Here is a 23,719-nt window from a genome sequence, read left to right as displayed (position 1 = left end):
GATGCAACAGGCTAAGGCTGGACTCAAACCTTATCAACGCTGGTGGCAACACTGGTTGTCGCGCCGCTTACCTGCGCAGTCCCCAATAACCTTAGCGCATAAGAGTATTTTCATTTTGCCGAGCGCATTTGGATTATGTTGGCTTGGGGTGGTGGTACTGTTATTTCTGTTTGGTACCAACTACCAAAACAATTTAGTGATAGGCCTAAGCCTCTTACTACTGAGTATCTTTAATACTTGTATTATCTACAGTTACCGCAATCTCGCAGGCCTTACCCTTAACGCTGCACAGGGCCCCGCGGTCTATGCGGGGGAAGATGTGCTCTATCCTGTTGAGTTAACGGCTAAGCAAGCCCAACACCAAATCCAATTGCGTTATGGCAATAATGCGCCGCTTAGCGCGGCGCGTGTCGATGATAAAAAACAGCGCTTATTATTGCCCTTTACCAATCAAGGTCGTGGCTGGATCCACCCAGGTCGATTAACCGTTGAGACTCGCTACCCGTTGGGATTATGCCGCGCTTGGTCGGTTATCGATTTGGCCAACCGCCAACTGGTATTTGCGGCGCCTAAAGCGGTAATGACACCACTTCGCCAACATGCAACTCACGCCCATGAGCAAGCTCATCTAAAGGGAAGTTTGGCGGCGGGGGTGGAAGAATTTAATACCTTAAAGCCGTATGTCAGCGGCGAGTCGCTCAACCAAATCGCATGGAAACAGTTGGCGCAAGGCCGAGGTATGCTCACCAAATCATTTGGTGAGCCCGTGAGCGCGCCCACCTGGTTAATACTCAACGCCCAGCATCCTGACATTGAGCAGCACCTCAGTGAACTGACATGGACGGTAGACACCTTATCGCAAACTCAGCAGGTATTTGGTTTACAGCTCCCGATGCACACTATTGCTCCCAATAGCGGCGCAGCACATCGGCTGCAATGCCTCACCGCGCTAGCCGTCTACCCGGAGGTTCCCAACGCTGTCAGCTCAGGTTCACCGCACGTCATGTTCCACGCCAAGCAGCCGAGCTATACACAAGCAAATGCTACTACACCAGAGAAGCCGACAAGCTCGAAGGAGCAGCATAATGGCTGATCAGCAGGAGATCATCACGCGCCACACGCTCGCCTGGTTACTACTGGTTAATATTGCCGTGCTGGCGCCACTGCACGATAAAATGACCCGTTGGACTCTCGCCATCTGCGCCATCTGTTTCGTCTGGCGTGTGGGCATTTTTAGCGCCAAAGTCGCTCGTCCACCGCGCTATCTGGTCACCCTGCTCGCGCTTGCATCGGCCGCTACGTTAGTGTTAGTCACCAGCCAAATAGGCATGCTCAATGGTTTGATTAACTTACTGATTTTAGGTTACGCACTTAAGTATATCGAGATGCGAGACCGCCGCGATGTGCGCGCGGTCGTCATGGTCGGCTTTTTCTTAATCGCCATCACCTTTATCGACAAACAAAGTCTGTGGTTTACCCTACAACTGACCCTAGTCGCCACCCTTAATTTAGCGGTGTTACTCAGTTTATACCGTGAAAATGAGGCGATGATGCATACCGCCAAGCGGGCGAGTCAGCTGCTGTTACAAAGCGTGCCACTGGCGATCCTGTTATTTATCGTGCTACCGCGATTACCCCCACTGTGGTTGGTGCCTAACGCCAATAATGCCACTACAGGACTGTCAGATACGGTTTCCTTCGGTGATATCAACCAATTAACCCGTTCACCAGCACTGGCGTTTCGGGTCAGCTTCGACAACGAACCGCCACAGCACCAACAACGCTATTGGCGCGCCTTAGTGATGGAGCATTATGACGGTAAAAGCTGGACCCCTTCTGCGGCAATAAAGCAGCTTGAAGCCAACCCCAGTCAAGCTAAAGCGGCGCAAAGGCAACGCCCTGTAGGTCAAGCATTGCAATATCAAGTGATCGCCGAGCCCAGTCATCAGCACTGGTTATTTGGCCTAGACCTTGCCTACAGCCCAAGCGATGGGGTGATTAACCTACCCGACGGTCGGCTATACGCCATAAGCTCGGTGGAGCAGCAATATCAATATCGCGTCGCCTCCTACACTGAGGCGAGTTTAGACAGCCAGTTAAGCGAGGCGCAAATCCAAGGTAATTTACAGTTACCCGCACGCAGTAATCCCAAAACGCTAGCGTTAGCCGAGCGGTTTAAGCAAAGCTATCCCGATCCTCAGCAGCGTATGGCTGCCATGATGCGCTATTTCAATGAGTCACCCTATTACTATACTTTGCAGCCGCCACCCGTTGGACCACAGCAGATAGATGATTTTCTGTTTGAAAACCAAGCGGGCTTTTGCGTGCATTATGCTAGCGCCCTCGCCTTTATGGCGCGTCAAACTGGCATTCCAGCCCGCTTAGTGACCGGATACCAAGGCGGAGAGTGGAACCAAAGCGCACAATATCTCAGCGTGTATCAATATATGGCCCATGCTTGGATCGAAGCATGGCTTCCTGGCCACGGCTGGACCCGATTTGATCCCACCGCTATGATTGCGCCAGAGCGCGTCGAACAGGGATTTGATGCCTTTTTTAATCCCGCAGATAGCTATCTACAAGAGCGTCCTTTTAGTAGTTTGCGGCTCAGACAATACCCCTTACTTAACCAGCTCAGGTTATCCATTGCCAGTATCGACTACTACTGGAGCAAATGGGTATTAGGCTTTGATAACCAGCGTCAGCAGCAACTGCTTAAACGCCTGCTGGGCGATGTTGACAGTACTAAACTGGCCATATTGATTATCTGTACCATGGCCCTTATTGGCGTCGCTATTGCCTACAGTGTTGGATTATTGCAGTTTCAACGCCAGCCAGACCGACTTAAAGCAGGCTTCGATGCCATCACCGCCTTGCTGGCAAAAAAAGGCCTGCCCCGTGAAACCGACGAACCGCCGCAGCGTTATGCTCAGCGCGTTGCAACGCACTTGCCGACACTCGCCGTTCCCTTGCAGCGGTATATCGACTGTTACATGGCGTTAAAATACCAGCCTCACAGCCCTAGTGAGCGCCAAGCGTTACAACAGCAGATAACGAGGTATCGCAGGCAGTTACGCTTGGCGATATTAAGCCTTGATAGCCGCCAAGCTACGCGCTGATGTTTTTTCAGGCAAATGTTTGTTTCACTCGATAAAATTGACCTTGATGATTGGCTATCAAGCATTAACACCATAGAATAACCCCTATAAGTTTGTCACTCTTGGCGCACACCTTCGCGCGCAGCATCATAAAGATAAAGGCCCACTATGCTTTACTTGGTTCAGTCAAATCGAATGGAATCGTTAGCCCAATTATTGGCTGATGAGCTGAAATCGCCTCAGGCCATGGACTCGCTGTTATCGTGCGAGCAAATTTTGGTGCAAAGCCCGGGCATGTCCACTTGGCTGCGTCTGGCGATTGCACAGCACAACCACATTGCTGCGGCGCTCGAATTTCCCCTGCCTTCAAGCTTTATCTGGCAATTGTGTCACACCCTGCTGCCTAACGTGCCCAAAGAAAATGCCTACACCAAAGCGGCGATGACCTGGAAATTAATGGAGCTGTTGCCGCAGTTGCTGGCACAACCTGTGTTTGCGCCCCTAAGACACTATCTAGATGATGATGCCATCACAGATGATCTCAACGCGACTCACTCGCTTAAGCTGTATCAGTTATGCGGTCAAATCGCCGATATTTTTGACCAATACTTGGTCTATCGCCCCGATTGGATTTTAGCTTGGGAGGCCAATGAACCTTTGCTGCCACCCAAAAATGAGCGCCTTAGCCCAGCACAAGAGTGGCAACCTGTACTCTGGCGCGCGCTTATCCAATACAACAATCAAGAGTTAGGCCAAAGCACCTACCACAGGGCCAACCTGCATCAGGCACTGTTTGATACCTTAGATGATCCTAACTGCGACTTAAGTGGCTTACCTCGACGACTGTTTGTATTTGGTATCTCATCCATGGCACCGCAAACCCTAGAGGTGCTCTATTTCTTAGCCAAACGCATCGATGTGGTGATGCTCAACCTCAGCCCTTGTCAGCACTATTGGGGCGACATTGTCGACCCTCGTCTGCGCGCCCGTATGGCGCTGCAATATGCAGATAAGCAGCAACTGTGTATGGACTGGGAAGATAAACTGGAAGTGGGTAACCCTTTGCTTGCCAATAATGGCAAGATGGGCCGTGAACTGCTGGATTTGATCCTCGAACTGCCTGAAGAAGATACCAATTTTAACTTCGAATGCTATCAAGATCCCGGCAATAACACCCTATTACACGGCGTGCAGCAGGATATTTTGGAGCTTACCACCCGCGGTAAGAGCCTTGGCCCCGATGGCGAGCTCTATTTAAGCCTCGAAGGGCGGCGACGGTTACACGCCAATGATGACTCTATCACCCTTCGAAGCTGCCACAGTGCGCTGCGCGAAATTGAAACCCTGCATGATCATTTATTGGCGCTACTGGCACAGCAAGAGGGCAGCGAAACGCCCATCAGCCCGAAAGACATAGTGGTGATGATGCCTGATGTTGCGGCCTACGCGCCCTATATCGACGCCGTGTTTGCGGCTAAAAGTGGCGCGCACTATATCCCTTACGCCATTGCCGATCGCGGCGCAGCCCAAGAGTCGCCCTTGATCAGTAGCTTTTTACACTTGTTAACCCTAAATCAGAGCCGCTTCGCCCTCACCGATATTTTAGGCATTGTGGAAGTGCCAGCGGTACTGCGCCGCTTCGATATCAGTGATGATGAACTGGGTATTATTCGTCGTTGGTTAGAGCAAGCTGGCGTGCGTTGGGGCCGTGATGCCAAGGCGCGTCAGGCACAACAACTGCCCGCCTTTGAGCAAAATTCTTGGGCCTTTGGTATTAAGCGATTGATTTTAGGTTACAGCTTTAGCGATCACGCCCCTATCTACCAAGACAACTTGGCGTTAGAGGGCATTGAAGGTCAATCGGCTCAGGCCTTAGGCAAGTTACTCAATTTTATCGAAGCGCTCGATGAATTTACCCTGGCGCTCAATCAACCTTGCTCGCTCAATGAGCGTATCGGCCAGCTGCAGCAGTTAGTCGATGAGTTTTATGATTGCGATGAGGAGGAGCTTAATCAAGAACAAGCCATTCGCGGCGCCATTAGCCGCCTAAGTGAAGAGCTAAACCAGAGCCAATACAGCAGCGAACTGGATATTAGCGTACTGCAAAATTGGTTTGTTAGCCAACTGTCAGAATCCCGCGTTGGTCAACGTTATTTAGCCGGTAGTGTCAATTTTTGTACCTTAATGCCGATGCGCTCTATTCCCTTTAAGGTGGTGTGTTTACTGGGGATGAACGATGGTGTCTACCCTAGGGTACAACATCCGGTAGGCTTTGATTTAGTCGCACAGTTTGGTGCGCGCAAAGGCGATCGTTCACGCCGACTCGACGACAGATACCTGTTTTTAGAAGCCATGTTATCGGCAAGGCAGCAACTGTATATCAGCTACATAGGCCATAGTGAGCGCGATAACAGTGAGCGCATCCCCTCGATGCTGGTCTCTGAGCTGATAGAATATTGCCAGCTGTGTTACCTGCCTGCATCGCTCGAAACTACGGTTAATGCGCCAGACTCTGGCGCTGTCGATATTGATGCCATTGAAAAAACCATTGCCGCGCAGTTGATAAAACAGCAGCCGCTACAGCCCTTTGATGAGCGTCTGTATCAAGCCGGCCAAGGCTTACAGCACAGTTATAGCCAGCAATGGTGCCCCGTTGCCAGTCACAGCAGCGACGCGCAAGGCCAACAGAGCCGCTTTATTGAGCACGCGCTCAAGGTTAGCAGTGATGATGACAGCCGTGAAATCGAGCTCTCGGCGCTGATCCGGTTTTATCGTAATCCCGCGCAGTATTTCTTTAACCGCTCGCTGAAACTGGATTTAGGCTTAGATATTCAAGCCGATGACAATGATGAGCCTTTTAGCCTCAATCCATTATCTCGCTACAAGTTGCAAGCCCACTTGATTGATGATGCCATTAAGCGGCAGCAAGAGCTGCCCGACGAGCAACTGCTGCATAAACTCAAACTGGCGGGCCAACTGCCCCTAGCGCCGTTTGACGATCTGCTGCTTAATCAATATCTACACGATATTAAACCCATTATCGGCAGAGCTAACTACCTCAAAGGCGAACAATCCCACGCGCTAGAGATAGCTATCGCCCTCAACGATAGCCGCCAAAGCCACCTAGTGGGGCGGATAGACTCGCTATCGGCCAAAGGGCTCGTCAATTATCGTCCAGGCACGGCCAATGCCCGCGATCTTATTCGGGTTTATTTGCGCCACCTTTGCCTTAACGCCATGGGCACCCAAGCCATTGGCGACAGTTATCTGCTCGATATTGGCCATTTTTATGGGTTTGCCCCAATTACGAGCGAGCAAGCCATCAATCAGCTCAGTGTGTGGGTCGACTACTTTCACCGTGGCCAACATCAGCCCTTGATGTTTATTCCGCGCACGGCCATGAGCTATGTCGAAGCCGAAGGCGACCACACAGGCAAACTTGCCGAGGCGCAGAAACAGTGGCTTGATGATCAAGGTGCCATGGGTGAAGGGCTCGAACCCCATTACCAGCGCCTATTTCGTTTTCCAGAAGATTTCACTGAGGCCCAATTTGGCGAGCCTGCCACAACACTATTATCGCCCTTAATTAGCCTGCTTTATAAGGCGCCATTAAGTGAGCTGGCCACCTTTGTGGAGGGACGCTAACATGAGCACCACCATACTCAACACCCTTACCCTCCCTTTTGACGGCACCCGTCTTATTGAAGCCAGCGCCGGCACAGGTAAAACCTATACTATCGCGGGCCTATATGTGCGCCTATTGCTGGGTCATGGTTGCCCGCAGCCACTGCGCTGCGAGCAAATATTAGTGGTGACCTTTACCAATGCCGCCACAGGTGAACTGAGGGATCGCATTCGTAAAAAAATCCAGCTGGCTTATCGCTGTTTTATTGGCCTGCCCGTGAGCGATCCCCTGATTGAGCAGCTCTACGCACAGACCCCAGCAGAGCAGCTACCGCTGGCGCGTAAACGACTCGATTTGGCGCTTAAATCCCTCGATGAGGCGGCCATTTTTACTATTCATGGTTTCTGTCAGCGCATATTAGCCGACATGGCGTTTGAATCGGGTTTGCTGTTTGAGTCTGAATTTACCCTCGATGATAGTGAGTTTTTACACCATGCGGTGCGCGATTTCTGGCGAGAAACCTGCTATCCACTGCCCGGCTATCTTGCCCAAATTGTGCAAGGTAAGTTTAGCGATCCCGATGGATTGGCCCAGCAACTCAGGCCGCTGCTCGGCGCCAGTCAAGCCAAAGCGACTCCCACGCCGCAACCCTTTAAACTGATAGCCCAGGCGCTGAGCCAAAGCCTGAGTCGCTTAAGACTCATCTGGCCGCGTGAGCGCGATGCACTCGAGCAACTCTTGCTGCAGCTGCCGCTCAATGGAGTGCGGTTTGGTAAAAAAGATCAAGGTTTTCCCAAACTCGCTGCCATGTTAGCGGCGATGGACAATTGGGCTCATCATGGCCAATCACTGCCCGATAGCAAAGTGCTCGATGCGCTCGCGTTAAGCCAGCTTAAACTCAATAAAGGCGGCGAGATCCCAACGGCTGAGCAAGCGCCACTGTTGGCCCATATCGACAATCTGAATCAATTGATAACTCAGTTTGTGCCCAGCTTTCTGTTTGCGGCGCGCCAAGGGATCTCGAGCCGTTTTGCAAAGCAAAAACAAGAGCGTAATCTGCTGACACCCGACGATCTGCTGCTCACCCTTGCGGGTGCACTGAGCGCGCAGAGTAAAGATAACAACGACGCAGCGCAGAGTCTGGCTCACAGCATCGCCCAGCGTTTTCCTATTGCGCTTATCGATGAGTTTCAAGATACCGATCCACTGCAGTATCAAATTTTTAGCCACATCTATCAGCAGGGCGAAAACCTAGCGCATCCGGCGCAAAGCTTATTGATGATTGGCGATCCCAAGCAGGCCATTTACGCCTTTAGGGGCGCCGATATTCACACCTATATTGACGCTCGCCAGCAGGCTCAAGCCCACTACAGCTTAGACACTAACTTCCGCTCGAGTCGCAATATGATAGCCGGCGTTAATCAGTTATTTGGCCAACATCACGATCCCTTTATTAGCGAAGCGATTCCGTTTGAGATCGTGGCGCCCTCTCCCTTTGCCGATAACAAACGTTTAATCGAGGCCAATAGCGATAACAGTGCACTGCGGCTCAAACTGCTCGGTGAAGATCCCGACAAAGGGCTCAATAAAGCCACCGCGAGAAGTTTGCTCGCCGAAGATGCCTGTAATGAGATAGCCAGACTATTAACCGAGGCGCAGCAAGGTTTATGCCTGCTGGACGATAAACCCCTTAGGGCCAAAGACATTGCGGTGCTGGTTCGAGACCGTAACGAAGCCGCCTACATTAAAGCCGCCCTCAGCGAGCGCCAGATAGGCGCAGTGTTTCTCAGCCGTGACAGTGTATTTGCCACCCTCGAAGCTAAAGAGCTGGCACTGGTGTTGGTCGCGATTGCTAATCCAAAGGATGAGCGCGCGCTAAGAAGCGCGCTGGCCACCCAGCTGCTGGGCTACAATGCCGAAGCTATTCATCAATTTAACCTCGATGAAGACAGCCGACAGCAACTGCTGGAACAATTTAATGGCTTGCAGCAGATCTGGCAAAAACGCGGCATTATGCCCTGTTTATTGGCCATGGCCAGCGATACCGCGCTTATTCAGCGGCTGTTAAGTACCGCTGACGGCCAGCGCCGCTTAACCGACTTTAGGCATTTAGGCGAACTGTTACAGCAAAAAGCCAGCGAGCTTGACGGGATCAGCGCCCTGCTCAATTGGTATCAGCAGGCGCTGCTCGACAGCCACAGCACAGAAGAAGCGCAGCTCAGGCTCGAAAGCGAGCAAAACCTTGTGCAGATAGTCACTATCCATAAGAGTAAGGGGCTAGAATACCCAGTTTGCTTTGTGCCCTTTGTCAGCCTTGCCCGCGACAACCGCCGTAAGCCGGCCCCCATGTTGTACCACCAAGATAACCAACTGCTGTGGGACATAGAGCAGAGTGATGAGGGCTGGGCGCGGCATAAACGGGAAACGCTGGCCGAAGATTTACGCTTACTCTACGTGGCGTTGACTCGCCCCGTACTCGCCTGTTATCTGTATGTGGCAAACCACTCGCGCTACACCAAAAAAGCGGGCATTAGCAGCCAACTACACGAAACCGCCATTGGCTATCTGCTTGGCATCGAAGAGGCCAAATGTGAATTTAGCGATATACAAGCGCGTGCCCAAGCCTTGGCAAGTGATGCGCTAAGTGTCACCAGCATCGAGGAAATAGCCAGCGCCACAGTGCTGGCGCCAACGAGTGTCGATAACCTAAGCCTAGCGCCTAAGGCACTGCGACGCCTTCAAACCACCCCATGGCGGGTCGGCAGTTATTCGGGGCTGGTAAAAAACCAAGCCCATGAACGTGTCATGCCCGGCGGTGACGATGAGGCCTTTCCTGAGCTCAAGGTGATTGAAGATGATCTCGATAACCAGATGTCACGTTTCACCTTCGAGCGCGGCGCCAATGCAGGTAGCTTTATGCACTTGGTATTAGAGCTGATTGATTTTACCCGCGCCGATGTCACGCTACAGGAGCAACTGCCCATAGCGATGGAAAAATTTGGCATCGATAGTGTCTGGCAACCTGTGCTGCACCAGTGGTATATGGACCTGCTCGGTGCGCCGCTCAATGACAGTGGCCTGTGCTTGGCGCAACTTCCAGCAAGCAAAACCTTAGTCGAAATGGAATTTTACCTACCGATATCGCACTTACAGGCCAGCGCATTGAATCAACTACTTAGCGAGTTTGGTTATAGCGCCGAACTCAGCTTCGATGCACTAGAGGGCATGCTAAAAGGCTTTATCGATTTAACCTTCGAATATCAGGGCCAATTTTACATTGCCGATTATAAGTCCAATCATTTGGGTAACGATGTGAGTCATTATCATCAAGGCCAGATGCAACAGGCCATTAGTAGCCACCGTTATGACTTGCAATACATCCTCTACACCTTGGCGCTGCACCGCTACCTTAAGCTGCGCTTAGCCAACTATTGTTACGATCAGCATATCGGCGGATGTTACTACCTATTTTTACGCGGTATGTCACAGCAAGCACCTGGTGCTGGGGTGTTTTATGATAAACCCAGCCAAGCCCTGATAGAGCGACTCGACCATCTATTCCAAGCCCCCCATCAGCCTTTGGGCAGTGGGACATCTACGGAGCTCGCACTATGATAACCTTAGAGCAACCCTTAACGGCGCTGTTAAAACAGTGGGAACAAGGACGACTATTAACTCCACTCGATCGCCATTTTGCACTGCAGATGAGTGAGCTGCATCCGAGCAGCAATGAGCTGTTTATCTTGATCTGCGCCCTGCTCAGCCGCCAACTGTCACTGCAGCATAGCTGCCTGCCCATTGAGCAGATCGATGTCGACAACCCCATGAGTGAGCAGCAAGCTCAGTGCCGTATCACCTTAAGTCCACATGAGATCATCGCTGAGCTGAGTCGCTGCGATGCGGTCGGCTTAGCGCCGGAGCAACTCGATAAACCGCTGATCCTTGATGGTTCCAACCTCTACTTGCAACGTTATTACCAGTTTGAATCTCGCGTGGGCCAGCAACTCAATGCCTTAGCGCAGCCCATTAGGGTGAGTGATATCGGCGCAAGCACCAATATGCTCGCCAGCTTATTTGCCCCTACCGAGAGGCAATATGACTGGCAAAAAATCGCCACGGCCACAGCGCTCACTCAAAAGCTGGCGGTGATCACGGGCGGCCCAGGGACGGGTAAAACCACCACAGTGACTAAGCTACTGTTGTTATTGTGTCAGCAAGAGACCATGACTATCCGCCTCGTTGCGCCCACGGGTAAGGCCGCAGCGCGATTAAGTGAGTCGATTAAAGCCTCTAAAGCGCGCCTAGCCACTGAACTGGCCCCCTTCAGTGACATTATCGATCTTAACGCATTGCAACAGGTGCCAGAGGAAGCCTCGACGCTACACCGTTTACTGGGGGTTATTCCCAACTCACACCGTTTCCGCCACGATAGCGACAACCCAATGCGACTGGATCTCTTGGTGGTCGATGAAGCCTCAATGGTGGATCTGCCTATGATGTATAAACTCCTTAATGCCTTGCCTAGTCATGCTCGGCTTATTTTACTTGGCGATCAGGATCAGCTGGCGTCGGTAGAAGCTGGCGCTGTGCTGGCCGATATTTGCGCTGGGTTAAAAGAGAGAAATGGTCAATGGTCAATGCGCTACTCGCAAGATAAGGCTGCATTACTCAGCCAGCTCACGGGGACAGATCTTAATGGTTTTGTCAGCGAATCACCCCAGCTCGGTGACAGTTTGGCGATGCTGATGCACAGCCACCGCTTTAAGGGGGATGCCGGTATTGGTCAACTGGCCAGCGCCGTTAACATCAGTGATTTAGCGGCCATAATGCAGGTCTGGCAGCGCGGTTATCAGGAACTGCTGTGGATTGAGCATCAGATTCATCAGCAAGCCAATTTGGGCTTAAACGCCTTGCTCGAGCGCAGCGTGACGCAATATCGTCACTACCTTGAGGCGATCACTCAAGCACAAGATGCCATGAGTATTATCGACAGCTTCAATCGTTACCGCGTGCTGTGCGCCATGCGCGCCGGCGAATATGGCGTCGATGGCATTAATGCCAGTATCACCCAAGCCCTCGCCAAGGAAAAATTGGTCAACCCGATCACTGAATTTTATGCAGGGCGGCCGGTGATCATCCAAAGTAACGATTATAACCTTGGTCTGTTTAATGGTGATATCGGCATTATTTTGCCCGATGCCCATAACCAACATCGCTTAATGGCCCATTTTGTTCAAGCCGATGGCACCTTACTCAAAGTGTTACCGGCGCGCCTGCCAAGCCACGACACCTGTTATGCGATGACAGTGCATAAAAGCCAAGGCAGCGAATTTAGCCACGTGGCGTTAGTCATGCCACCTCGCCCAAGTGTCGCCCAGCGGCAACTGCTCACCAAAGAGTTGGTTTATACGGCGATCACTCGCGCTAAACACCATTTTACCTGTTTAGGTAGCCAGCGCGTGTTTGAACAAGCATGCAGCCAAGCCACACTGCGCGCATCAGGACTGGCGAAACGCTTATGGCAGTGACAGCATAAAATAGGCTGCAAGCCTATAAAATCGTCAAACGATAACGGCCCTTGATAGCAAAACTTGCATAAAATTATTAGCGCGTCATAGTGCATCATAACATCTACATTCAGTTGTACACGGAGACCCGATGAGTCCAACCAATCTTTTATTGTTATGCGGTGGTGGCGGTGATGAACACGCTATCTCACTGTTGTCAGCTAACTATTTTGAAACTTCGCTGGCAAAATTAGACCAGGTGAATGTGCTGCGTGTCGAACTGGACGGCCATGGTCAGTACACCACCAAAGACGGCCACCGCTGTGAGCTCACTAATCGTAAAGAGATCCGTTTCGAAGATGACAGCATAGCGCCTTGGCCTGTGGATTACGTCATTCCTTGTATACATGGCTATCCGGGTGAAACGGGTGATATTCAATCCTATTTTGAACTCATAAAACTGCCCTATTTTGGCTGTAACTCAGAAGGTTCGAGTAACTGTTTTAACAAGGTCACCGCAAAAATGTGGTTTAGCGCACTGGGGATCCCCAATACCCCCTACCTGTTTTTAAATCAACTCGATGCCGATGCCATTAAACAAACGCAGCAAGCCTTGGCGGACTGGGGCTCAATTTTCATTAAAGCCGCCTCACAAGGCTCATCTGTTGGCTGCTACCGGGTGGATGATGCAGCGCTTATCCAAACTACGCTGACCGATGCCTTTAAATATTCCCCCTATGTGGTCGTTGAAAAAACCATCAAGGCACGGGAATTAGAGGTGGCTGTCTATCAATATAAAGGGCAGACAGTGGCGACCCTGCCTGGTGAAGTGATCTGTGCTGGCGACACTTTTTATACTTTCGATGAAAAATATGCAGCTAACAGTAAGGCGACTACGCAAGTGGTTGCCGATGTTTCGCCGGCTATCGCCCAGCAAATACAGCAGTATGCCATCAAAGTATTTGATGGCATGAAACTGCGTCATTTGTCACGTATCGACTTTTTCTTAACCGAGCAAGGTGAGATCTTACTCAATGAGATCAATACCTTTCCGGGCTTAACTCCAATCTCTATGTTTCCGAAGATGCTAGCCAACCATGGCGACGATTTTAGTGCGTTTTTACACGAAACCATTATGGCGGGGTTATCGGCGGCAAAATAAGCCGTTTAATGAGCTTGTCCTAAGGTGTAGGTTGTAAGGTGTTCTATGTCATTAGCACCAATTGAGAACAAAAAAGGGAGCCTAGGCTCCCTTTTTTGTTGGCGTTAGCTATGCTGGCTAAGCCGCATTCGCTAAAGCGATATTACTCTTTATTGAGCAAGCCTGAGTGGTTGATCTCAATTTTACGCGGTTTGAGCATCTCAGGGATCTCACGCTTGAGATCAATATTGAGTAAGCCGTTTTCTAAATCGGCACCAATCACGGTGACATAATCGGCTAACTGGAACGTACGCTCAAAACCACGCTCAGCAATACCTTGATATAAGTACTTGCGTTGTTCGTTGGTTTGTTCCGCCTTTGTGCCTTTCACAATCAATTTATCACCTTCGCTGGTGATCTCTAATTCTGGCATCGAAAAGCCGGCTACAGCCATAGTAATACGGTAACGGTTTTCGCTGAGTAACTCGATATTATAAGGTGGATAACCTGAGTTACCTTTGTTCGCTGCAGCATGCTCTGCAAGCTGAGCTAAACGGTCATAACCAATGGCACTGCGATAAAGGGGAGATAGATCATAATTACGCATTTTTATATCCTTGTATTAAGCAATATAGTGAAAATTTGGCCGACCGCCCATATAGTGGGCTTGAGTCGCACCGTTTGACTGCCACTTCGATCACGTTAATTCACTGAGGGTGACAGCCCTGTTAATGATCGATTGCACAGCCCCAAAGGCACTGTATTTCAATCGACCCGAAAGCCTCATTGAGCGCTTCCTACAGACTATATAGGGATAGGCCAAATTGTTTTCAAGTGATCAATGCAAAAAATTTTATCGCGTCTAACTTGTCTATTAACCGCCAATAAAAAAGCAGCCTTGCGGCTGCTTTTACGCTGTAAAGTGTAACGGTAATAACCCTAACGCCTTTGGCATAGCAAGGTGTTAGTTAAAGCATATCATTACTCTGCTGCACAACTTGCAACGACTTTACCCGCTTTAGTGAACGTGAGCTCACCATCTACCGGCGCATAATCGGCTATCGATAGGCTTGGGTTTTTAACGAAGTAATCACGGAATACCGCGGCATCGGTCAACTGAGTGTCAATATAATTTGGGTGTTGGTTAACGATAGGATAATCATCACCACCCGCTGCACTAAAATGGATCAGTGCAAAGGTGTAATTTTGCTCTAGGTCAAAGGCGCGGCCACCTAATTGAGCAATATCGACAGTCCCTGCATCACAATTAACCTGCATTGCGACTTTGTTGAATTGTGGGTAACCACCACCGGTTTTAACAGCAACAGCGGCCAGGTAATCTTGCACTTCAGCGCCGGTCATGGTGACGTATGACACAAAGTTACCAAATGGCTGCACGGTCAGTACATCACGATAAGAAATATCACCTTGTGCAATCGATGCGCGAATACCGCCAGAGTTCATTACGCCAAAATCGGCCGTCACATTAAAGTTATTGGTCACAAATTCAGAATATGCGGTTGTCAGTAATTGACCTAGGTTAGTTTGCTGAGCGCGTACTACATTTCGCTCACCTTGAAATACCCCATCGGTGTACGAGATCACCACATCAAGCAACTCTTGACCGCGCTCTTGGTAAGGCTTGAGCATGGCATACACATCTTGGTCTTGCTCAATCTCTTCAGTCACGTAAACCAATTCACCAGCGTCATCTTCAGTCTTTAAGTTAATTGGGATCAACTTATAACTTGCCAGCGTTAGCTCACCGTCTAGGTATTCAAAATCGGCGCGGCCCACATATTTGCCCCACTCATGGGCTTGCATGATATAGGTGCCATTTTGCACATCAGGTTTACACTCATCACCAGGTTTGAAGTCGGCATATTCGCTACCTTCCATACACACTGGATTTTGCGAATGACCACCAATAATGGCTTGTAATTGGCCAGCCTCCACTGAGCGGGCTAACAACACATCACCTGGGGCCTCAGTACCATGATTACCGTTGGCGTAATGGCCCATGTGGGTTAGTGCAAATACCATATCCACAGTTTCATTTTGTTCAATTTCAGCTAATACTTTTTTAAGCTCGACCTGTGGATCGGTAAAGCTTAGTGGCTCAACATTTTCGGGGTTAACAATTTTAGGTGTATCAACGGTTGTGAAACCGACAATGGCCACTTTAACACCATCAAGCTCAAACACACGGTAGGGTTCAAAATAGCGCTCACCGCTATTTTTATGGTAAATGTTAGCCGCTAACATGGGGAATCTCGCCAGCGTTTGCTGCATATCGAGCACATCTAATGAGTTATCAAACTCATGGTTACCCACAGCCATTGCATCGTATTCCAATAGGTTCATGCCGACAAAATCGGGAATAGCCTGTTGCATATCAGACTCTGGAACACCGGTATTGATATCACCACCAGACAAAACGATGGCTTGGCCACCACGGCTTTCAACTTCGTCTTTAATCTGTTCGATGACCGTCATACGAGCGGCCATACCATATTCGCCTTTGCTGTTTTGCCAAAAACGACCGTGGTTATCGTTGGTGTGGATCACAGTAAATGTTTTACAAGCATCACCTGCAAGTTCACATGCTGTTTTAACTTGATCATCATCGCTATTACAACCAGCAAGTGCAGCGAGCACTGCTGTCGCAACTAATCCTTTAATAAGCTTATTCATTATTACATCAACCCCTAATTTTAGTTTTTAATAACCATTATTCTTGTGCCGGCGAATCGGAGTTATCGCCAGCCAATATAATAACAAACATTACACCTAAATTGTGGCATTTTTATGAACAAGCTTGAGCTAACTCATTATTTTAAAACAATTTTATCAATGCCATTGTTCGTTGACAAAAACAAGGGCATTTAAAACTAAAAAACAAACACAAACATTAGCGCTTCACTTTGAAATAAAATCGCTACATTTAAATCACTTACACAAGCCAAGCTGGCATTACCCAGCATCCTCTTTGCAAAACAACAAAGCAGTAACAACCCTCCGGTGATTGCTACGAAAATGAAACTTTTATGCTTTTTATTGGTTAACTCAAGGTCATTGTTGCTGGTTAAAGCGTCAATAGGAGCGATGCCTGTGTGTGGATGCTTAACAGCACGCCACAAAAATGATTTGCGGCGCGCTTAACTTAGGAGACTAGATAAGCGCGATATAGCGTTAACGGTTGGTTGGAGGGTACGGCTTAACGCCTAACATATATTGAGCCGCTAACGTCGCATCATGGCTTATCAACGGCAGCTAATTTGTGCTTAGCTCAAACAGTCAGTCAACCAGCGGCCAATATCTTGTAACTGATTTGGCAGCACGCTATGCCCCATAGGATAAGTTTGCCACTGGGTTGGATAACCTGCGGCGCGAATGAGCTCAAATGCCGCCAGTCCTAAAGATAATGGCACCACCTCATCTTGCTCACCGTGCTGCTGTAAAATAGGCGTCGTTAAATTAGCTTCACTTAGCTGCGCTGGCAACGCATTGCCTGTTGGCAGATAACAAGAAAGCGCCATGATCCCGGCTAATTTTTGAGGATAACGTAATCCGGTAAATAGGCTCATCACACCACCTTGACTGAAGCCTGCTAAGACAATGTTATCTGCTGGGATCCCAGCCGCTACCTGTTGATCGATTAAAGCGGCGATTGCTCTTTCTGAATGCAGCACGCCAGACATATCGGCGCGATTATCCATGTCCATCCCTTTGATATCATACCAGGCGGGCATTACATAACCTTGGTTAATGGTCACGGCCATACTCGGCGCATGGGGGAAAATAAACCGCACAGCTAACGCATCTGGCATACCCAACATGGGGACTACAGGGGCAAAACCTGCCCCTGAATCTCCCAATCCATGTAACCAGATCACACAGGCTTTAGCGGGAAATTTGGGTTCTATGGTGATCTGCTCTAATGGCTGATTCGACATTTTTATATCCTTTAACAAGAGATTGTGGATTGTTTACGGTAATGATGACCGCAGTGATGATGCCAATGTTGCTCAATTCACACACGCGCAGTCGAAAAAATAAGTGTCACGGTTTAGGTTGTTATCTGAAGCGCCACCGAAACGATAGCCCTACTCGTCAATGGCTCTCACCTCGCCATTGAGCACACTTATTAAGCACACTTAAGGGGAATGGCCAACAAAAATTAAGCCAATCCGCTGGTGCGCAATCATAACAGGAAGGCTGAACACTCCCAACTATTCGAAAAATTCGATATTTTAAGGCCGTTTTCTGGCCTTTTTATTTCGTTGGTGGGCTTATACACTCAATAGACCAGCTAATAACGAGGCAAACTAATGGGATTACTACAAGGTGGTAAGTGGGTCGATCAATGGTACGACACAGAAAAAACCGAGGGGCAATTTGTAAGAGAAGATGCCGCCTTTCGTCATTGGATAACAAAGCCAACCCCTGACAACCCTCACCCCACATTTGAACCTCAATCGGGCCGTTACCATCTCTATGTTTCGCTGGCCTGCCCGTGGGCACACCGCACCTTAATTTTTCGGTCATTAAAGTCACTGCAATCACATATCGATGTGACCGTAGTGGAGCCGCATATGTTGGCTAATGGCTGGGAGTTTAGTGGGCCAAACCAGAGTAGTGATGCCATACATATTGACGGGGCTGAGCCAGATAGCCTTAATGGCCATGATTATCTGTATCAACTGTATCAACAAGCAAAAGCGGATCATAGTGGCCGAGTTACCGTCCCTGTTTTGTGGGATAAGCACCACAACACCATTGTCAGTAACGAGTCGTCGGAGATCATCCGCATGTTTAACGATACGTTTGACGATATTACGGGCAATACCACCGACTTTTACCCCAGTAAACTTCGAACTGAAATCGATACGCTAAATGATTGGATATACCAAACCATCAATAATGGCGTCTATCAAGTCGGGTTTGCAACCACTCAACACGCCTATGCGCAGGCATTTGATACCCTGTTTAGTGCGCTCGATACTTTAGAGCAACGCCTGACGACCCAACGATATCTCACCGGTGATACCATCACCGAAGCCGATTGGCGCCTGTTTACCACGCTTATCCGTTTCGATGCTGTGTACGTGGGCCACTTTAAGACCAACCGTAACAGGCTGGCCGATATGCCTGCCATTCACGCTTATATGAAAGCACTGTATCAATACCCCGGGATTGCAGAAACGGTTAATTTTGAACACATTAAGCAGCACTACTATTTCAGCCATGGGCAAATTAATCCCACTCGAATTGTGCCTGTAGGGCCAAGGCTGGATCTACTCAGTCCCCATGGTCGTGATTAAGGTCGTTTCAATGCGCCATGAGAATATGCTTAGTGAGAGCCACCATGGTTAAATATTGATCTAGTAGCTTAAGTTGCCAGCGAGCTTAGCCGTCAATGCCAAGCTCGCTTACCACGTCATCGAACTGTTCGATAGAGTCGAGTTTAATGCTCCAACGTACTGCGCCCGCATCGGCCACTAAGGTGAGCGCGCTGCGAACCAGCTTAATGTCTTCTGCCATGGCATATAACGACACGCCCGTTGCCGAAAGCAATATTTGGATCTCCTGCATCGACACCACAATCTTACCTTGAGCGAAATTAATCACCATTATTAGACCCGTCTTCTAGCGTTGAGTATGAACATAAAAAAACCCAAACGCTTGTCTGGGTTTTTAGCGATATGGCACTTAATTTTCACCTTAGCCTCACTGATTAATCTGTGAGGCTAAGGCATTAAAGATTTAGTGGTGATGGCCGCCAACCCCATGGGCGTGACCATGAGCAATCTCTTCGGCACTGGCTTCGCGCGCATCGACAATCGTTAAATCAAATGTTAACTCGCGACCGGCTAAAGGATGATTAACATCCACGGTAGCCATAAACTTACCCACTTTAACCACAGTCACTTGGCGCTGACCTTGGTCAGTGTTGATAATGGCGCGCATGCCGGGTTTCCACACTTTAGCGCCCTGAAGGTGCTTAACTGAAACCCGCTGCTCAGCATCTTCATTACGAATACCGTAAGTCAACTCTGGTGGCAATGTCACGGAGAAACTGTCACCCACTTCGCGACCGGTAATGGCATTTTCGACACCGGGCATCATATTGTCATGACCATGAAGATAAGCGATGGGATCTAACCCTTCGTTGGTCTCAAGCACTTCGCCCGCTTCGTCACGTAACGTGTAGTTAAACTGCACCACCATATCATCTTTAATGCTCATCAAGGATCCTTTTTCTCTGTTCAAAAATAAAATTCGCCAGAGCTTAACAAAACTTGTTTCATTGCTCTAGCGCTATCACTGCCTAGGCACGATTTAATTAGGCTAATGCAATAATGCCCACCGCCATGGACGCATCATGAAGCGCTCGATGATTATTCCAAACCCAGCAGCTTGAAGGTTTCATCACTTGGAAAACCATCGGCGATTAATCCCACGCTGCGCTGATAGGCCTGTAAACCGGCTCGCGAATTACTGCCAAGTACGCCATCTGGGGTGCCGACATCAAACCCTTTTTCATTGAGCTTAGTCTGTAACGCTTTGAGTTTGTCACGACTGATATTAGCTTGTTGCGGTGGCGCTACACGTAATGGCGGCGCGCCATTAATACGGTCGGCTAAGTGCCCTACCGCGATGGCATAAAATTCAGAGCGGTTCCAACGCATAATCACATTAAAATTGTCATAGCCTAAAAATGCAGGGCCAGTATGACCTGCCGGTAAATATAAGGCCGCTTGCATATCTGGGGTCGACAGCGGCTGGCCATTAGCTTTAGTTAGCCCAAGTGTTGCCCACTGGGTAAGTGGTAAGGTGGCTTTGCCGCCCAAATAACGATAATCATAGGAGTTAGGGACCAAGACTTCACGGCCCCAACGCTCATTACGTGCCCAGCCTAATTGTTTTAAAAAGTTGGCCGCAGAGCTAAGCGCATCGGCAGTACTGTTCCATAAGTCGGCTTTACCATCACCATCACCATCGACCGCATATTGTGCATAAGCCGACGGCATAAACTGAGTGTGTCCCATGGCACCTGCCCACGAGCCAACCATGTCACTGGTATCAAACTGATAGGCTTCCTTGAGCTTCAATGCCTGAAGTAATTCGCCACTAAAATAACGGCTGCGACGTTGATCGCAGGCTAACGTGGTAAGCGAATCAATCACTGGCATCTTACCTTTATAAGAGCCAAAATTAGTTTCTAGCCCCCAAAAAGCCATCAAATACTGAGGAGGAATGCCGTAGGTCTGTTGTAATTGACTCAGTAATGGACCGTGTTGCTTTAATAAACGGCGCCCTTCTTGTACACGCCAATCGGTCACGCGCTTAGTAAAATAATTTTCAAATGTTTGACTAAACTCAGGCTGCTTTTTATCCAGCTCAATAACGCGTGTCACATACTTAACCTGACCCAAGGTTTCATCAATGGTTTTGGTCGAAATGCCAGCGGCTATGGCTTGCTGCTTAAGATTATCGACGCAAATATTGAAATCTTGTTCCGCATTAATGGGGTCAACAGCCAAGGCTGAAAAAGCACTGAGACTCGAGGCAAACATGAATGAGGCAAGGGTGAACATTTTAGTCAAAATAGGGACTCCACAATACTAGGGCTGAATATACACGCTACCCAATAACTGACAGCCTAAAAAAGATGATAGCGTACTGACATCATAGCGATAGAAACTATTAATACTAAGTATTTTATGATTAATTATTGTTGGAATTGCCGCTTTTAAGAGTGAGCGTTTAAATAGTGCACTTTTTCATAAAACAATCACTTGGTCGAGCACTCACTTGGCGTATAATAGGGCCGTTTTTAATCGACTTCTAAGAGAGCAACATGACTGATAGCAATCCCGTATTAGCAAGTTTTATCGACAACGTAAAAGAACACCAAGCCGTTTGGGGTCTTCAAGACGAAACTGGCGAAGGCTGGGTGGTATGTGACTCTTCAGAATATGAAGAAACGGATGTAATGCCGCTGTGGTCAAGTGAAGCGCAGGCAAAAGTGCATTGCACCGACGAATGGCAAGATTATCAACCCGCAGCCATTAGCCTAGAAGAGTTTTTAGAATACTGGGTTAAAGACCTGCATGATGATGGTGTATTAGTGGGCGTTGACTGGATAGCTGAGCAAGAGTGCTTAGAGTTAGATCCTATCGGCCTAGCTAAAAACTTAGTCGATATCGAGCAAGAATAATTCCTTGGCAAGTCTTATTGTAGTGATGTCAGCAGCCGAGGAAACTTCCCTTGTCTGCTGATATCCCGTTAATCGATATTCCATTTGAGCAACGTCACACCTGTTGGTTTTGCAGTGAACCTTGCGATTGCGTGCTGCATTATGAAGCACAGTCTTACACTCCCCATCCCTCATTAGCCGTCCCCTGCTGTAAAGAGTGCCTCAGCATTGCCAAACGCTCGCCATTAACCTCTATTTGGGATTGCCATATGGCAGTTAAAGATGAATTAATGCGCATTTATGCTAAACATTTAGCCATTGGTGAAAACTGGACAGAGCAAGAACTCGCCGAGTCAGAGTTTTCGTGTAAGGTGTTTGAGGGGTTTAAAAAGAGTGCTTGGTTTATGTATCAAGTGGCTAAAACCCGTGTAAGTGTTGCGCCTTGGCCACTGAGCATCAATGGAGTGCTGATTGACAATCAAGATTATCAACTGGCGTTTGAATTTGATGGGGTTCAGTATCGCAGTATTGCTAATGCTGTAGAGCACTACAGCCAGATGCTGGGGTTAGACCGCCACTTTTTACATGATATTATAACGCTCGTAGGGCGAGATCGTTTTGCCTACGCGGTAAGAGTCTGCCGCCTTAATATCGTTAGTACTAAAGCCGTCAAACGGCAAATCTTGGCTGACATCGCCAGCCAAGAAACTCAAGTTTAAGCCTCGACTAACTGCCTGAGACGGTCTTGCACCACACCGACCAATAAATCCGGCTGGAACTTTGAAATAAATTGATTACAGCCCACCTTTTCGACCATAGCATGATTAAAACTACCACTGAGTGACGTATTGAGGGTGATGAATAATTCCTGCATGCGTTTGTCATTACGTATCTCATGGGTGAGCCGGTAACCGTCCATTTCAGGCATTTCTGCATCGGTTATCAACATCAAAATCTCATCGTAAACGTTAATACCTTCATCACACCAGGTTTGCAACAACTTCAGCGCTTGCAAACCGTCGGATACCTCTATCACCTCGATACCCAAGGGCATTAAGGTCTCTTTAATTTGCCGCCTAGCCGTTGAGGAGTCATCGGCAATTAAAATCTTACGCCCGACCATATTCTCAACCAATGACTCATCTAACACGCCATCCGATAGGGTGATATCGTAATGGATGATCTCAGCCAGCACCTTTTCTACATCGATAATCGACACTAATTGTGTTCCACCATCGACCTCAATTTTAGTAATAGCGGTTAAATAACTGTTGCTGCCCGCGGTTTTAGGTGGCGGCATAATGTCGCCCCAAGTCATATTAATGATATGCTCAACCTTACCCACCATAAAACCTTGCACGCTGCGGTTATATTCAGTAATGATTAAGTTTGCCTCAAGGTTCTCTGCCATCGGCTGAAAGCCAATCGCTCGACGTAAATCGATCACTGGAATGGACACCCCGCGGATATTGGCCACACCTTTAATACTGTCGTGGCTACCGGGTAGATGGCTCAAGGCCGGTAGTTTCACCACCTCTTTAACTTTGAAGACATTAATGGCGAACAACTGGGTGGCATTAATACGGAACAATAAGAGCTCTAATCGATTTTCACCCACCAATTTTGTTCTTTGATCAACTGAATCTAACACCTTAGCCATACATCTTCCCGTTACTGCTTTTAAATGTGTGTATCTTAATTTGGTGTTGATTATAACCCGTATAGCCGGATTTAGAATCACCTTAAGCCATTGAAGCTCACATGTTATCTATATTTTTGATCGCATCTTCACCACTTAACCTTCTAAAACAAATTAAGCTGACTGTTTTCGCCGCCACAATGTTACTACCCTGTTACTCCAGTAACACTTGCAACATTAAACGCAGACAGTCACATAGAAATCATTCACTAATAAAATAAATCATTATAAAACAATAGGTAAATCAAGCCCACTCTAGTAAAAGCACAAGACCAGATACCAATAGCGGTGTATAACAGGCATATTCTCGAAGAAGATAAGCCTAATGAATAAATAAAACGCTAATAATGATTGTAATATGTTGACAAAAGTTAACTTGTCGATATACTCGCTCAATTGAACTTCCTGCCCCATTTGCTTGTGTAGCTCGACCCATCCGTCTTCGC

The 23,719-nt window shown here is 48.5% G+C and carries 16 protein-coding genes; 9 read left to right on the top strand and 7 right to left on the bottom strand.

From position 1 onward, the window contains the following. Position 1: 1 nt before the first annotated feature. The 6 genes from AC5YBZ_RS08440 (at position 2) to AC5YBZ_RS08415 (ending at position 13,392) form a co-directional block, all read left to right on the top strand. Positions 2-1,093: a DUF58 domain-containing protein gene (locus tag AC5YBZ_RS08440; protein WP_494543677.1), complete on the top strand. Its 1,092-nt coding sequence runs from the start codon at positions 2-4 to the stop codon at positions 1,091-1,093. Continuing rightward, positions 1,086-3,119 carry a transglutaminase TgpA family protein gene (locus AC5YBZ_RS08435; RefSeq protein ID WP_494543676.1) on the top strand — a complete coding sequence of 678 codons (2,034 nt, stop codon included), beginning with the start codon at positions 1,086-1,088 and terminating at the stop codon, positions 3,117-3,119. The genes AC5YBZ_RS08440 and AC5YBZ_RS08435 overlap by 8 nt, the downstream gene beginning before the upstream one ends. 147 nt (positions 3,120-3,266) lie before the next feature. Further along, positions 3,267-6,743 (top strand): exodeoxyribonuclease V subunit gamma, encoded by a 3,477-nt coding sequence (gene recC, locus AC5YBZ_RS08430; RefSeq protein WP_494543675.1) that lies wholly within the window; start codon positions 3,267-3,269, stop codon positions 6,741-6,743. Position 6,744: 1 nt separating this feature from the next. Continuing rightward, positions 6,745-10,338, top strand: coding sequence for an exodeoxyribonuclease V subunit beta (recB, locus tag AC5YBZ_RS08425; protein WP_494543674.1), 3,594 nt, complete (start codon positions 6,745-6,747; stop codon positions 10,336-10,338). Continuing rightward, positions 10,335-12,251, top strand: a complete 1,917-nt coding sequence (gene recD / locus AC5YBZ_RS08420) for an exodeoxyribonuclease V subunit alpha (protein ID WP_494524745.1) — start codon at positions 10,335-10,337, stop codon at positions 12,249-12,251. Before recB ends, recD begins: the two co-directional genes overlap by 4 nt. Before the next feature lie 130 nt (positions 12,252-12,381). After that, positions 12,382-13,392 (top strand): D-alanine--D-alanine ligase, encoded by a 1,011-nt coding sequence (locus AC5YBZ_RS08415; protein WP_475516756.1) that lies wholly within the window; start codon positions 12,382-12,384, stop codon positions 13,390-13,392. Positions 13,393-13,534: 142 nt separating this feature from the next. Here the strand turns inward: AC5YBZ_RS08415 and AC5YBZ_RS08410 are convergent, their stop codons facing one another. The 3 genes from AC5YBZ_RS08410 to AC5YBZ_RS08400 all read right to left on the bottom strand — a co-directional run bounded on the left by AC5YBZ_RS08410 (position 13,535) and on the right by AC5YBZ_RS08400 (position 17,327). Then, positions 13,535-13,978: an Hsp20 family protein gene (locus tag AC5YBZ_RS08410; protein WP_475516755.1), complete on the bottom strand. Its 444-nt coding sequence runs from the start codon at positions 13,976-13,978 to the stop codon at positions 13,535-13,537. Positions 13,979-14,352: 374 nt separating this feature from the next. Continuing rightward, positions 14,353-16,068, bottom strand: a complete 1,716-nt coding sequence (gene ushA, locus AC5YBZ_RS08405) for a bifunctional UDP-sugar hydrolase/5'-nucleotidase UshA (RefSeq protein WP_475516976.1) — start codon at positions 16,066-16,068, stop codon at positions 14,353-14,355. Positions 16,069-16,655: 587 nt separating this feature from the next. Next, complete coding sequence (locus AC5YBZ_RS08400; protein ID WP_494543673.1) at positions 16,656-17,327, bottom strand: alpha/beta hydrolase; 672 nt, start codon at positions 17,325-17,327, stop codon at positions 16,656-16,658. A gap of 375 nt (positions 17,328-17,702) precedes the next feature. Here AC5YBZ_RS08400 and AC5YBZ_RS08395 point away from each other — a divergent pair, with 375 nt between their 5' ends. Continuing rightward, positions 17,703-18,695 carry a glutathione S-transferase family protein gene (locus AC5YBZ_RS08395; protein WP_494543672.1) on the top strand — a complete coding sequence of 331 codons (993 nt, stop codon included), beginning with the start codon at positions 17,703-17,705 and terminating at the stop codon, positions 18,693-18,695. Between the two features lie 85 nt (positions 18,696-18,780). Here AC5YBZ_RS08395 and AC5YBZ_RS08390 read toward each other — a convergent pair whose 3' ends face one another. The 3 genes from AC5YBZ_RS08390 to AC5YBZ_RS08380 form a co-directional block, all read right to left on the bottom strand. Next, the gene (locus tag AC5YBZ_RS08390; RefSeq protein WP_494543671.1) at positions 18,781-19,005 is read right to left on the bottom strand and encodes a DUF3389 family protein; all 225 of its coding nucleotides are present in this window, start codon (positions 19,003-19,005) and stop codon (positions 18,781-18,783) included. A 132-nt stretch (positions 19,006-19,137) separates the two neighbouring features. Next, positions 19,138-19,620: an FKBP-type peptidyl-prolyl cis-trans isomerase gene (locus tag AC5YBZ_RS08385; RefSeq protein ID WP_494543670.1), complete on the bottom strand. Its 483-nt coding sequence runs from the start codon at positions 19,618-19,620 to the stop codon at positions 19,138-19,140. Between the two features lie 152 nt (positions 19,621-19,772). After that, positions 19,773-20,951, bottom strand: a complete 1,179-nt coding sequence (locus AC5YBZ_RS08380; protein WP_494543712.1) for a lytic murein transglycosylase — start codon at positions 20,949-20,951, stop codon at positions 19,773-19,775. Positions 20,952-21,235: 284 nt separating this feature from the next. On the opposite strand from AC5YBZ_RS08380, the gene AC5YBZ_RS08375 reads away from it, so the two are divergent. Both AC5YBZ_RS08375 and AC5YBZ_RS08370 read left to right on the top strand, forming a co-directional pair. Next, positions 21,236-21,595 carry a DUF2750 domain-containing protein gene (locus tag AC5YBZ_RS08375; RefSeq protein ID WP_119976890.1) on the top strand — a complete coding sequence of 120 codons (360 nt, stop codon included), beginning with the start codon at positions 21,236-21,238 and terminating at the stop codon, positions 21,593-21,595. A gap of 50 nt (positions 21,596-21,645) precedes the next feature. Further along, the gene (locus AC5YBZ_RS08370; protein WP_494543669.1) at positions 21,646-22,293 is read left to right on the top strand and encodes a hypothetical protein; all 648 of its coding nucleotides are present in this window, start codon (positions 21,646-21,648) and stop codon (positions 22,291-22,293) included. Here the strand turns inward: AC5YBZ_RS08370 and AC5YBZ_RS08365 are convergent. Next, entirely contained in the window at positions 22,290-23,234 is a 945-nt protein-coding gene (locus AC5YBZ_RS08365) for a chemotaxis protein CheV (protein WP_494543668.1), read from the bottom strand. The genes AC5YBZ_RS08370 and AC5YBZ_RS08365 overlap by 4 nt on opposite strands. Between the last annotated feature and the right edge of the window lie 485 nt (positions 23,235-23,719).

Source organism: Shewanella sp. 553 (genome assembly GCF_059338375.1).
This window is presented reverse-complemented; position numbering and strand designations above follow the sequence as displayed.